The organism is Enterobacter sp. CCUG 70166 (genome assembly GCF_020224095.1).
Taxonomy (GTDB): Bacteria; Pseudomonadota; Gammaproteobacteria; order Enterobacterales; family Enterobacteriaceae; genus Enterobacter; species Enterobacter intestinihominis.
On record NZ_NRIQ01000038.1, the window covers coordinates 26,379 to 39,248 of the forward strand.

At 57.6% G+C, this 12,870-nt stretch carries 9 protein-coding genes; 6 read left to right on the forward strand and 3 right to left on the reverse strand.

Annotation, left to right across the window (positions count from 1 at the left end; translation table 11 throughout):
• Positions 1-229: 229 nt before the first annotated feature.
• Complete coding sequence (locus CKK19_RS17480; RefSeq protein WP_063853613.1) at positions 230-2,251, forward strand: NADPH-dependent 2,4-dienoyl-CoA reductase; 2,022 nt, start codon at positions 230-232, stop codon at positions 2,249-2,251.
• Positions 2,252-2,383: 132 nt separating this feature from the next.
• On the opposite strand, the gene rlmG is transcribed toward CKK19_RS17480, so the two are convergent.
• Positions 2,384-3,520: a 23S rRNA (guanine(1835)-N(2))-methyltransferase RlmG gene (gene rlmG, locus CKK19_RS17485; RefSeq protein WP_023298689.1), complete on the reverse strand. Its 1,137-nt coding sequence runs from the start codon at positions 3,518-3,520 to the stop codon at positions 2,384-2,386.
• An 83-nt stretch (positions 3,521-3,603) separates the two neighbouring features.
• Between rlmG and CKK19_RS17490 the strand changes: the two genes are divergently transcribed.
• From CKK19_RS17490 to sstT, 4 genes are all read left to right on the forward strand, one after another.
• Complete coding sequence (locus CKK19_RS17490; RefSeq protein ID WP_063853612.1) at positions 3,604-4,107, forward strand: M48 family metallopeptidase; 504 nt, start codon at positions 3,604-3,606, stop codon at positions 4,105-4,107.
• Positions 4,108-4,177: 70 nt separating this feature from the next.
• Positions 4,178-5,176: a Gfo/Idh/MocA family protein gene (locus tag CKK19_RS17495; protein WP_022649469.1), complete on the forward strand. Its 999-nt coding sequence runs from the start codon at positions 4,178-4,180 to the stop codon at positions 5,174-5,176.
• 251 nt (positions 5,177-5,427) lie between these two features.
• Positions 5,428-6,393: a TerC family protein gene (locus tag CKK19_RS17500; protein ID WP_022649470.1), complete on the forward strand. Its 966-nt coding sequence runs from the start codon at positions 5,428-5,430 to the stop codon at positions 6,391-6,393.
• A gap of 275 nt (positions 6,394-6,668) precedes the next feature.
• Positions 6,669-7,910 (forward strand): serine/threonine transporter SstT, encoded by a 1,242-nt coding sequence (gene sstT, locus CKK19_RS17505; protein WP_063853611.1) that lies wholly within the window; start codon positions 6,669-6,671, stop codon positions 7,908-7,910.
• A gap of 139 nt (positions 7,911-8,049) precedes the next feature.
• Here the strand turns inward: sstT and CKK19_RS17510 are convergent, their stop codons facing one another.
• Together CKK19_RS17510 and uxaC are read right to left on the reverse strand one after the other, a co-directional pair.
• Complete coding sequence (locus CKK19_RS17510; RefSeq protein ID WP_063853610.1) at positions 8,050-9,537, reverse strand: UxaA family hydrolase; 1,488 nt, start codon at positions 9,535-9,537, stop codon at positions 8,050-8,052.
• Positions 9,538-9,554: 17 nt separating this feature from the next.
• Complete coding sequence (gene uxaC, locus CKK19_RS17515) at positions 9,555-10,967, reverse strand: glucuronate isomerase (protein ID WP_063853609.1); 1,413 nt, start codon at positions 10,965-10,967, stop codon at positions 9,555-9,557.
• Positions 10,968-11,442: 475 nt separating this feature from the next.
• On the opposite strand from uxaC, the gene CKK19_RS17520 reads away from it, so the two are divergent.
• Positions 11,443-12,741 (forward strand): MFS transporter, encoded by a 1,299-nt coding sequence (locus CKK19_RS17520; protein ID WP_022649474.1) that lies wholly within the window; start codon positions 11,443-11,445, stop codon positions 12,739-12,741.
• The last annotated feature ends 129 nt before the right edge of the window (positions 12,742-12,870 follow it).

The following is a 12,870-nucleotide window of genomic DNA, read 5'->3' on the forward strand; positions in this document are numbered from 1 at the left end:
GGGGAGAGGGGACTGTTCCGTGCGGCCTTTCACCCTCTCCCCAGAGGGGAGAGGGGACTGCTCCGTGCGGCCTTTCACCCTCTCCCCTCTGGGGAGAGGGCCGGGGTGAGGGGTGAAGTTCTTTGAGATCTATCACAATCATTCGATCCCGCTTTTACCTTTCTGCCGCCGCTGGCTAAATTAGTAACTCATCCGACCACATAACAATAATTTTACACTGGAAGAGACTATGAGCCGCTACCCGTCGTTATTCGCCCCTCTCGATCTGGGGTTCACTACCCTCAAAAACCGCGTGTTAATGGGCTCAATGCACACCGGGCTGGAGGAGCGTCCGGACGGGGCTGAACGTCTGGCAGCCTTCTATGCCGAGCGCGCGCGCCACGGGGTGGCGCTGATTGTCACCGGCGGCGTAGCCCCTGCCCCTTCCGGGGTGACGATGGAGGGCGGCGCGGTGTTGAATGATGCGTCACAACTGCCGCACCACCGCATGGTGACCGACGCGGTTCACAACGAGGGCGGCAAAATCGCCCTGCAAATTCTGCATACCGGGCGCTACAGCTATCAGCCGAACCTGGTTGCCCCCTCGGCTATTCAGGCACCGATTAACCGCTTTACTCCCCATGCCCTCAGCCATGACGAGATCCTGGCGCTGATAGATGACTTTGCTCGCTGCGCCGCGCTGGCGCGGGAAGCGGGCTACGACGGCGTGGAGGTGATGGGCTCAGAAGGCTACCTGATCAACGAATTCCTCGCCGCACGTACCAACCAGCGCGACGACGAATGGGGTGGTGACTATGCCCGCCGCATGCGTTTTGCCGTGGAGGTGGTGCGCGCGGTGCGTGAACGTGCCGGTGCGGATTTTATTATCATCTTCCGCCTGTCGATGCTCGACCTGGTGGAAGGCGGCGGCACCTTCGACGAAACCGTGCAGCTGGCGCAGGCGATTGAAGCCGCCGGTGCCACCATTATCAACACCGGGATTGGCTGGCACGAAGCGCGCATCCCCACCATCGCCACGCCGGTGCCGCGTGCGGCGTTCAGCTGGGTAACGCGCAAGCTGAAAGGCAAAGTCTCCGTTCCGCTGGTGACCACTAACCGCATTAACGATCCGCAGGTGGCGGACGATGTGATCTCCCGCGGCGACGCCGATATGGTGTCGATGGCGCGTCCGTTCCTCGCGGATGCCGAACTGCTCTCCAAAGCGCAAAGCGGCCGTGCGGATGAGATCAACACCTGTATCGGCTGTAACCAGGCGTGTCTGGATCAGATCTTCGTCGGCAAGGTCACCTCCTGCCTGGTGAATCCCCGCGCCTGCCATGAAACCAAAATGCCGATCGTTCCTGCGACCAACAAGAAGCGTCTGGCCGTAGTGGGGGCTGGTCCGGCGGGGCTGGCATTCGCGGTGAACGCCGCTTCCCGCGGGCACAGCGTGACGCTGTTTGATGCGCTGGCGGAAATTGGCGGGCAGTTTACTATCGCCAGACAGATCCCCGGCAAAGAGGAGTTCTACGAAACGCTGCGCTATTACCGCCGGATGATCGAGGTGACGGGTGTCGAGCTACGGCTCAACCAGCTTGTCAGTGCGGCGGATCTGATCGGTTTCGACGAAGTGATCCTCGCGAGTGGGATCGCCCCCCGCACCCCTGCGATCGAAGGCATCGATCATCCGAAGGTATTGAGCTATCTGGACGTGCTGCGCGACAAAGCGCCGGTTGGCGTGAAGGTGGCGATCATCGGCTGCGGCGGGATCGGTTTTGATACCGCGATGTATTTAAGCCAGCCGGGCGAAGCCACCAGCCAGAACATCGCTGAGTTCTGCGTGGAATGGGGCATTGATACCAGTCTCAGTCAGTCCGGCGGTTTACGCCCGGAAGGTCCGCAGCTGCCGAAAAGCCCGCGTCAGATCGTGATGCTCCAGCGTAAAGCCAGCAAGCCGGGTGAAGAGCTGGGGAAAACCACAGGCTGGATCCACCGCGCCACCCTGCTCTCGCGCGGGGTAAAGATGATCCCGGGGGTGAACTACCAGAAGATCGACGACGACGGGCTACACGTTCTGATCGGCGGTGAGCCGCAGCTGCTGGACGTGGATCATGTGATTTTGTGCGCCGGGCAGGAGCCGAAGCGCGATCTGGCCGATCCGCTGCGTGAGGCAGGGAAAACGGTACATTTGATTGGCGGGTGCGACGTGGCGATGGAGCTGGATGCGCGGCGGGCGATTGCGCAGGGGACAAAACTGGCGCTGAGTATTTAACGGCATCGCCCGGTGGCGCTTCGCTTACCGGGCCTACGGGTCCGAGGCCATTGTAGGCCCGGTAAGCGAAGCGCCACCGGGCATTTGAAACCGTAGGCCTGTGCAAGCGAAGCGCCGCCAGGCAAAGCGATCTTACCGACGACGCCCCAGCTTCACCGATTTCAGCACCACGAATTTGTTATTGGTCGCAATGGTGACGCAGTTACCGAAAATCTTCTTCAGCTTGTGGAAGTAGTCCAGATGGCGGTTCGCCACGATGTACAGCTCGCCGTTGATTTTCAGGCAGCGGCGCGCGTGGTGGAACATCTCCCACGCGACGTTATCCGTCAGGGCGTGCTTCTGGTGGAACGGAGGATTGCAAAACACCGCGTTGAAGCGGAAAGGCTCTACGCCGGACAGTGCGTTATTGATCATAAACTCGCAGCGATCCAGCGCCTCCGGCAGATTGGTTTCCACGTTCAGACGGCTTGAAGCCACCGCCATTGGAGATTCGTCGCTGAACACCACGCTGGCCTCCGGGTTCTTCGCCAGCAGCGTCAGGCCAATCACGCCGTTACCGCAGCCGAGATCGACAATCTCCCCTTCCAGGTTTTCCGGCAGATGTTCCATAAAGAAGCGTGCGCCGATATCCAGACCGGTACGGGAGAAGACGTTCGCGTGGTTGTGGATGGTCCAGTCGGTCCCTTCCAGCTTCCAGCTCAGGGTCTCTGGCGCGTCGGCCAGTTCCGGCGCGCTGAAGGTACAGTTGATCAGGCGCGCTTTTTTCCAGGCCAGCGTCGTAGTGGTCGGGCCGAGCACTTTCTCGAACAGTTCCAGCGTCGAGGTGTGAATATCACGCGCCTTGGCGCCCGCGATGATGCGCGTTTCTGGCGTCACGACTTTACGCAGCGCGCGCAGTTGCTGCTCCAGCAGCGCCATGGTTTTGGGCACTTTAATCAGCACCACCCCTGGCGCCTGCGGGTAGTCCGCGGTGCTGTCGAGGAACTTCACGCTGGATTCGTCGATATCGTTGTGACGCAGGTTTTCACGCGTCGCCAGCTCGCTTAAGTAAGAATCGCCGATACTGTAAGGCGCATGTTCCGCCAGCGCACAGCCCAGCGCGCCAAACGCGTCATTCAGGATCAGAACCGGGCCGCGGATTTCAGTCTCATCCAACTGCTGCAGCAGATATTCATCCGCCGCTTCCCACGCCTGAAGCGGGTTCACGTCGTCCGTTTCCGGGAAACGTTTAAGGTTGAGTGAACGGAAACCGTTGTCTAAGTGGCTCATCGGCCCTCCTGAATGGTAAAATTTGGCGTATCCCTGAAAAGGGTGCGTGAGTATACCCGTTTTCACACTATTTTGGGGTTTTGATGAACCAGCTGACTTATCTCCAGGGCTATCCGGAGCAATTACTATCCCAGGTTCGCGACCTGATCGCCGGGGGAAAGCTCGGCGCGGTGCTGGAAAAACGCTACCCGGGCACGCATGATTTCGCGACTGACAAAGCCCTCTGGCAGTATACGCAGGATCTGAAAAGCCAGTATCTGAAGAGCGCCCCGCCGATCAACAAGGTGATGTACGACAACAAGATCCACGTGCTGAAAAACGCGCTCGGCCTGCATACCGCCATCTCCCGCGTGCAGGGCGGCAAGCTGAAGGCTAAGGCGGAGATCCGCGTCGCGACCATCTTTCGCAATGCGCCGGAAGCCTTTCTGCGGATGATCGTGGTGCACGAGCTGGCGCACCTGAAAGAGAAAGATCACGACAAAGCGTTCTATTCCCTGTGCTGCCATATGGAGCCGCAGTACCACCAGCTGGAGTTTGATACCCGTTTGTGGCTGACGCATTTATCGTTAAAGAGTAATGCGCAGTAGCGCACGCGAAATGTCATGAGGACGTGCTACAGTGGCTTTAGGTTCCCTGCTACGGAGTACGTAAACGTTTATGATACGTTTCGCAGTCATCGGTACGAACTGGATCACGCGCCAGTTCGTCGACGCCGCCCACGAAACCGGCAAATATAAGCTCACCGCAGTCTATTCCCGCAGCCTTGAGCAGGCGCAAAGTTTTGCGAATGACTACCTGGTTGAACATCTGTTCACCTCGCTCGATGAGATGGCGCAAAGCGACGCCATTGATGCGGTCTATATCGCCAGCCCGAATGCTCTGCACTTCCCGCAAACGAAGCTGTTCCTCAGCCATAAAAAGCATGTGATCTGCGAGAAGCCGCTGGCGTCGAATATCCACGAAGTGGAAGCCGCCATTGCGCTTGCCCGAGAAAACCAGGTGGTGCTGTTTGAAGCGTTCAAAACCGCCAGCCTGCCCAACTTCCTGCTGTTGCAGCAGTCCCTGCCGAAAATTGGCAAAGTGCGTAAAGCCTTTATCAACTACTGCCAGTATTCCTCGCGCTACCAGCGCTATCTGGACGGCGAAAACCCGAACACCTTTAACCCGGCCTTCTCGAATGGCTCGATTATGGATATCGGTTTTTACTGCCTGGCCTCTGCGGTTGCGCTGTGGGGGGAACCACACGGCGTGACGGCCACCGCCAGCCTGCTGGAGAGCGGCGTGGATGCACACGGCGTTGTGGTGCTGGACTACGGTGATTTCAGCGTGACGTTGCAGCACTCGAAGGTCAGCGACTCCGTGCTGCCAAGCGAAATTCAGGGCGAAGACGGCTCGCTGGTGATCGAAAAAATCTCCGAATGCCAGAAGCTCAGCATCGTTCCGCGCGGCGGAAAAGCGCAGGAGCTGACGCAGCCTCAGCATATTAACACTATGCTTTATGAGGCAGAGGTCTTCGCCCGTCTGGTAGAAGACAACGAAGTGAACCACCCGGGACTGGCGATCAGCCGCACCACGGCGAAGCTGCAAACGGAGATCCGCCGACAGACCGGCGTAATCTTCCCCGCAGACGGCGTGAATGTGGAAGCCGTCGCGTAAAGCTGTGTAATGAAATCGTGCAGACCATTGACGAAATCGATGGTCTGACATAATTTGTTACCTGCAAAGGGGAGTAACTTCTTCGCCGGTGGATCGTCATTACGATGCGTGCAAAACCGCATCCGGTCGCCGGGCAACCTTCGTGGTTGTAAGTGAGACCTTGCCGGAAGGCGAGGTCTATGCATAAAAAGCTAACGGCTATCGTCTTCTGACCATAGCCGTTTTTGTTTTTTATGTGTAAGGAAAATAGTATGCATTCTGTCGGCACTCCAATGCTGTGGGGCGGATTCGCGGTTGTCGTGCTCATCATGCTGGCGATCGACCTCTTTTTGCAGGGTCGTCGCGGCGAACACGGCATGAGCGTTAAGCAAGCCGCCGTCTGGTCGCTGGTATGGGTTACCCTCTCACTTCTTTTCTGCGCCGCCTTCTGGTGGTATCTGGCCTCAACCGAAGGTCGCGCGGTGGCCGATCCTCAGGCACTCGCCTTCCTCACCGGCTATCTGATTGAAAAAGCGCTGGCGGTTGATAACGTCTTCGTCTGGCTGATGCTGTTCAGTTACTTCGCCGTGCCTGCGGCCCTGCAACGCCGCGTGCTGGTATACGGCGTGCTGGGCGCCATCATTTTGCGTACCATCATGATCTTCGCCGGTAGCTGGCTGATTACCCAGTTCGAATGGCTGCTGTACGTGTTTGGTGCGTTCCTGCTGTTCACCGGGGTCAAAATGGCGCTGGCGAAAGAAGACGATACCGGTATCGGTGATAAGCCGCTGGTGAAGTGGATCCGGGGTCATCTGCGCATGACGGACAAGATCGAGAGCGAGCATTTCTTCGTGCGTAAGAACGGCCTGCTGTTCGCCACCCCGCTGCTGCTGGTGCTGATTCTGGTCGAACTGAGCGACGTGATTTTCGCGGTGGACAGTATCCCGGCTATCTTCGCGGTCACTACCGACCCGTTCATCGTGCTGACCTCGAACCTGTTCGCCATCCTCGGCCTGCGTGCGATGTACTTCCTGCTGGCGGGCGCGGCAGAGCGCTTCTCAATGCTGAAGTACGGTCTGTCGGTGATTCTGGTCTTTATCGGTATCAAGATGCTGATTGTTGATTTCTACCATATCCCGATCGCCATTTCGCTCGGCGTGGTGTTTGGCATTCTGCTGGTGACGCTGATTATCAATACCTGGGTTAACCGCCAGCACGATAAGAAGCAGCAGGCTTAGTGCAACGTTCGGTGCGGGCTGATGCCCTCACCCCACCCCTCTCCCACGGGGAGAGGGGGAAATGCAATGCAGGCCGGGTAAGCGCAGCGCCACCCGGCACTTTCGTTAACCAATAGTTAAAAAACATGACGCAACACGTAAAATCCAGCATTTTACGCTTCCGCCTTTCGCTGCTTTCCCTGATACTCAACCAGGCAAACAAATACTTACATCCGGATACAAATGTGACTTAGAGCACATCCAGGATGGAACGCAATTTCACTCAGGAATAACGTATGAGCACACAATCTAAGGGCCTGCTTGCGCGCCTGGCGCAGGGCAGTCTTGTAAAACAAATTCTGGTCGGGTTGGTACTGGGTATTCTGCTGGCGATGGTGTCAAAACCTGCCGCGGAAGCGACGGGACTGCTCGGCACCCTTTTCGTTGGCGCACTGAAGGCCGTCGCCCCGGTACTGGTGCTGATGCTGGTGATGGCGTCGATTGCCAACCACCAGCACGGACAAAAAACCAACATTCGCCCTATTCTGTTCCTGTATCTGCTGGGAACCTTCTCTGCTGCCTTAACGGCCGTTGTGTTTAGCTTCCTGTTCCCGTCCACGCTGCACCTGACCAGCGCGGCCGGTGATATCACCCCGCCGTCCGGGATTGTGGAAGTCCTTCGCGGCCTGCTGATGAGCATGGTCTCTAACCCCATCACCGCACTGATGAACGGAAACTACATTGGCATCCTGGTCTGGGCGATTGGTCTGGGCTTCGCGCTGCGTCATGGCAACGAGACCACGAAAAACCTGGTTAACGATTTGTCCAATGCAGTGACCTTCATGGTGAAGCTGGTGATTCGCTTTGCACCAGTCGGTATCTTTGGTCTGGTTTCTTCGACGCTGGCCACCACCGGTTTCGACGCACTGTGGGGCTACGCGCAGCTGCTGGTCGTCCTGGTCGGCTGTATGCTGCTGGTGGCGCTGGTGATCAACCCGCTGCTGGTGTTCTGGCAGATCCGCCGCAACCCGTATCCGCTGGTGCTGACCTGCCTGCGCGAGAGCGGCGTGTATGCCTTCTTCACCCGCAGCTCAGCGGCGAACATACCGGTGAACATGGCGCTGGCGGAGAAGCTGAACCTGGACCGCGATACCTATTCGGTGTCGATTCCCCTGGGTGCAACCGTGAACATGGCCGGTGCGGCGATTACCATCACCGTGCTGACGCTGGCGGCGGTGCATACGCAGGGTATTCCGGTAGATCTGCCAACCGCGCTGCTGCTGAGCGTCGTTGCATCGCTGTGTGCCTGTGGCGCATCCGGCGTGGCGGGCGGCTCTCTGCTGCTGATCCCGCTGGCCTGTAACATGTTCGGTATTCCGAACGAGATTGCCATGCAGGTTGTCGCGGTCGGTTTCATTATCGGCGTATTGCAGGATTCCTGCGAAACCGCGCTGAACTCCTCTACCGACGTGCTGTTTACCGCCGCAGCCTGTCAGGCGGAAGATGCGCGTTTAGCGAAGAACGCCCTGCGCAGTTAAAAAGAAAAGCCCGGTGGCGGCTACGCCTTACCGGGCCTACAAGGTAAATGCAAAACGGCAACATGTGTTGCCGTTTTTAGTATTTGCACTCTCTCCCTGTGGGAGAGGGCCGGGGTGAGGGCACCAGCCCGCACCCGACTTAAAGCGTCACACCACTCTTAAAGATCGCCAGCTCGCGGAAGTCGTTCTTCTCGTTGCAGGTCTGCCTGCCGCTGGCAAATTCCACAATCGTGTCCACGAATTCGCTCAGCAGCTGCGGCATCGCTTTGCCGTGGATCAGCTGGCCCGCGTCAAAGTCGATCCAGTGCTTTTTCTTCGCCGCCAGTTCGCTGTTAGTGGCGATTTTCACCGTCGGCACAAACCCGCCGTACGGCGTACCGCGCCCGGTACTGAACAGCACCATGTGACAGCCCGCGCCTGCCAGCGCGCTGGTGGCGACCGCATCGTTGCCCGGTGCGCTGAGCAGGTTCAGGCCGTGCGTTTTCAGCCGCTCACCGTAGCGCAGCACGTCCACCACCTGGCTGGCGCCCGCTTTTTGAGTGCAGCCCAGGGACTTCTCTTCAAGCGTGGTGATCCCGCCCGCTTTGTTACCCGGCGAGGGGTTCTCGTATATCGGCTGGTTATGGGCGATGAAGTACTGTTTGAAGTCGTTGACCATGGTGACGGTCTTCTCAAAGGTCTCTTCGTCGCGGCAGTGGCTCATCAGAATGCGCTCTGCGCCGAACATCTCCGGCACTTCGGTCAGCACCGTAGTGCCGCCGTTGGCAATCACGTAATCCGAGAAGCGACCCAGCATTGGGTTAGCGGTAATGCCGGAAAGGCCATCAGATCCGCCGCACTCCAGGCCAAACTTCAGTTCGCTCAGCTTGCCCGGCTCGCGCTTGTCGTGACGCATCACCTCGTACAGCTGATGCAGCTGTTCAACGCCCGCTTCCACTTCGTCGTCCTGGTGCTGACACACCATAAAGTGCACGCGCTCAGGGTCAAACTCGCCCAGCGTGTCGCGGAAGGCGTCGACCTGATTGTTCTCGCAGCCGAGGCCGATCACCAGCACCGCGCCCGCGTTCGGGTGGCGCACCATGTTTTGCAGCATGGTACGGGTATTGATGTGGTCGTCACCCAGCTGGGAGCATCCATAGGTGTGACTGAACAGATGCACGCCGTCGGTGCCTTCAGCATCATTAGTCTCTTTCAGGAAACGCGTCTGAATTTGACGCGCGATCCCGTTCACGCAGCCGACAGTCGGGAGGATCCACAGCTCATTGCGGATCCCCACCTCGCCGCTGGCGCGGCGGTAGATCTGTACCTCACGATCGGCCGCCTGTCCTTCTTCTGCCTGGAAGTCAGGTTGATAGCTGTACTCGTCCAGATCGCTGAGATTGGTGCGGGTATTGTGGGAATGAATGTATTCACCCGGCGCAATATCCGCCAGCGCATGACCGATGGGCAAACCGTACTTCACCACGTTCTCCCCTTTCGCTATGGGGATCAGGGCAAACTTATGTCCACGTCCAATGGCCTGGTGTAACGTCACCGACTGGATGTCGAAGGTCACTTCCATCCCTTCGGCTAAATCTACCAGCGCGACGGCAACGTTATCCAGCGAATGGATTTTGATGTATTGCATATCAACCTCAAACGGCCTTAGTTCAGTTCAATGGCGAAGTAGTCACGCGCATTGTTAAAGCAGATGTTTCTCACCATTTCGCCCAGCAGCTGGATATCCGCTGGCGCTTCACCCGCGTGCACCCAGCGGCCAATCATCTGGCACAGAATGCGGCGGAAATATTCATGGCGGGTATAGGAGAGGAAACTGCGGCTGTCGGTCAGCATGCCAACGAAGCGGCTCAACAGGCCGAGCTGCGCCAGCTGCGTCATCTGACGCTCCATGCCGTCTTTTTGATCGTTAAACCACCAGCCGGAACCGAACTGCATCTTGCCCGGCATCCCTTCGCCCTGGAAGTTGCCGATCATGGTGCCCAGTACTTCGTTATCGCGCGGGTTCAGGCAGTAGAGAATGGTTTTTGGCAGCAGGTTTTGCTCGTTCTGTTTGCTCAGCAGTTTTGACAGCTCTTCCGCCAGAGGGCGGTCGTTGATGGAGTCGAAGCCCACGTCCGCGCCCAGCAGTTTGAACTGACGCTGGTTGTTATTACGCAGCGCGCCGATATGGTACTGCTGAACCCAGCCGCGACGGGCATATTCCGCACCGAGGAACACCAGCACCGCGGTTTTGAACTGGGCGACTTCATGCTCGCTCAGGGCTTCGCCGGAGAGACGACGCGCCAGGATGCTGTCCAGCTCGGCTTCGCTGGAATCCGCGAACAGCACCACGTCCAGCGCGTGGTCAGACACTTTACAGCCGTGTGCGGCAAAGTGATCCAGACGTTTGGTCAGCGCGGATTGCAGATCGGCGAAACGACGGATATCGGTATCCGATACTTCCGCCAGCTTCGTCATGTAGTCATTAAAGGTCGGCAGCTCAATGTTGAAGGCTTTATCCGGACGCCAGCTTGGCAGCACTTTGATGTCAAAGGTGCTGTCCTTCGCGACAACCGCGTGGTGCTCCAGGGAGTCGATCGGATCGTCGGTTGTGCCCACCATCTTCACGTTCATCTGCTGCATGATGCTGCGCGCCGAGAAGCTATCCTGCGCCAGCAGTTCGTTGCACTGATCCCAGATCTCATCCGCCGTGGCGGGAGAGAGCAGCTTGCCGGTGATACCAAAAGGACGACGCAGTTCGAGGTGCGTCCAGTGGTATAACGGGTTACCGATGGTGTGGGGAACGGTAGCGGCCCAGGCGTCAAACTTCTCGCGATCGGTCGCGTCGCCGGTACACAGGCGCTCGGCCACGCCGTTGGTGCGCATCGCGCGCCATTTATAATGGTCACCCTTCAGCCAGATATCATACAGGTTTTTGAAACGGTAATTTTCGGCAACCTGCTGCGGCGGTAAATGGCAGTGGTAGTCGAAAATCGGCTGGTCTTTTGCGTAGTCGTGGTACAGGCGGCGAGCAAATTCGGTATCTAACAGGAAATCTTCGGTCATAAACGGTGTCATTATCGTCTTCCTCATTACGGGAGCGTCAGAAAGCTTATGTTCAGATGCTGCAAAGTTATCACACCAATTTCCAGAGTCCGACGTTTTTTTCGTGAGTTAGATCAATAAACGTCGACAAATAAATTACCCTCAAAGGGGTAAACCTTCTTGCAGGCCGCGCCAGATCTGGCTTTGCGCACGCCGCATAATATCCCTACAAAGATTCACTCTTTTGTGATGTCACTCACCTTTTAAAGTTGTATGACAAGTTATCTTTTCGCCGTCGCAAACTATAAGCCGACGGAATGCATTACCGGTGTTTGTTACATCGGATTTAACGGTACGGAAGCCGACTTAGCACGATGACTTATGGCAAGGTTCGGGCCGTTCCGGGACAGGTTCCCGGTTACGCCCCTCCCGTTACAGAACAGCTCCCGGCAACGGTTGAGTTGTTGCCGTGTCCCGACACGGAAATAACATAACGATGAGGTTTTACATGCGTAAAATTAAAGGGTTACGTTGGTACATGATCGCACTGGTGACGCTCGGCACCGTGCTGGGCTACCTGACACGTAACACCGTGGCAGCAGCGGCGCCAACGTTGATGGAAGAGTTACATATCTCCACACAACAATACTCTTACATCATTGCGGCGTATTCTGCCGCTTACACCGTAATGCAGCCTGTTGCAGGTTATGTTCTTGATATTCTGGGTACAAAAATTGGTTATGCCTTCTTCGCTGTAGCATGGGCCGTCTTCTGCGGGGCGACGGCGCTGGCTGGCAGCTGGGGCGGGCTGGCGCTGGCGCGTGGTGCGGTAGGTGCTGCCGAAGCGGCGATGATCCCTGCGGGTCTGAAAGCCAGCTCTGAATGGTTCCCGGCAAAAGAACGTTCAATCGCTGTCGGTTACTTCAACGTGGGTTCCTCCATCGGGGCGATGATTGCTCCGCCACTGGTGGTGTGGGCGATTGTGATGCACAGCTGGCAAATGGCGTTCATCATCTCCGGTGTGCTGAGTTTTGCCTGGGCCATGGCGTGGCTGATCTTCTATAAACACCCGCGCGACCAGAAAAAGCTGTCTACCGAAGAACGTGACTACATTATCAATGGTCAGGAATCTCATCATCAGACCGACAACGGCAAGAAAATGTCCGTCTGGCAGATCCTGGGTACCCGTCAATTCTGGGGTATAGCCCTGCCACGCTTCCTGGCGGAACCGGCCTGGGGTACGTTCAACGCCTGGATCCCGCTGTTCATGTTCAAAGTCTACGGCTTTAACCTGAAAGAGATCGCGATGTTCGCCTGGATGCCAATGCTGTTTGCAGACCTGGGCTGTATCGTCGGCGGCTACCTGCCACCGCTGTTCCAGCGCTGGTTTGGCGTGAACCTGATTGTGTCCCGTAAGATGGTGGTCACCATGGGCGCCCTGCTGATGATTGGCCCTGGCATGATTGGCCTGTTCACCAGTCCTTACGTGGCTATCGCCCTGCTGTGTATCGGGGGCTTTGCTCACCAGTCTCTGTCTGGCGCACTGATTACGCTCTCGTCCGACGTGTTTGGTCGTAACGAAGTTGCCACCGCCAACGGTCTGACCGGGATGGCCGCCTGGACCGCAAGTACCCTGTTCGCCCTCGTGGTCGGCGCGCTGGCAGACACCATCGGCTTCAGCCCGCTGTTCGCGGTACTGGCCATCTTCGACCTGCTGGGCGCGGTGGTTATCTGGACGGTGCTGAAGAGTAAATCCGCCGAGGAACTGGCGAAAGAGTCCCTTGGGGGACCGGCGACGCAGAGTTAGCTTGTTGTGCCGGGTGGCGGCTTCGCCTTACCCGGCCTACAACACCCGATAAAACCGTAGGCCGGGTAAGCGTAGCGCCACCCGGCAAAAACGTCGCAAAAGCCGCCTCCGTGAAGTGAACCCCATATA

Coding starts and splice junctions, on each gene's coding strand:
- CKK19_RS17510 (WP_063853610.1), bottom strand. CDS start 9,537: ATGCAATACATCAAAATCCATTCGCTGGATAACGTTGCCGTCGCGCTG.
- CKK19_RS17490 (WP_063853612.1), top strand. CDS start 3,604: ATGAACCAGCTGACTTATCTCCAGGGCTATCCGGAGCAATTACTATCC.
- rlmG (WP_023298689.1), bottom strand. CDS start 3,520: ATGAGCCACTTAGACAACGGTTTCCGTTCACTCAACCTTAAACGTTTC.
- CKK19_RS17520 (WP_022649474.1), top strand. CDS start 11,443: ATGCGTAAAATTAAAGGGTTACGTTGGTACATGATCGCACTGGTGACG.
- sstT (WP_063853611.1), top strand. CDS start 6,669: ATGAGCACACAATCTAAGGGCCTGCTTGCGCGCCTGGCGCAGGGCAGT.
- uxaC (WP_063853609.1), bottom strand. CDS start 10,967: ATGACACCGTTTATGACCGAAGATTTCCTGTTAGATACCGAATTTGCT.
- CKK19_RS17495 (WP_022649469.1), top strand. CDS start 4,178: ATGATACGTTTCGCAGTCATCGGTACGAACTGGATCACGCGCCAGTTC.
- CKK19_RS17500 (WP_022649470.1), top strand. CDS start 5,428: ATGCATTCTGTCGGCACTCCAATGCTGTGGGGCGGATTCGCGGTTGTC.
- CKK19_RS17480 (WP_063853613.1), top strand. CDS start 230: ATGAGCCGCTACCCGTCGTTATTCGCCCCTCTCGATCTGGGGTTCACT.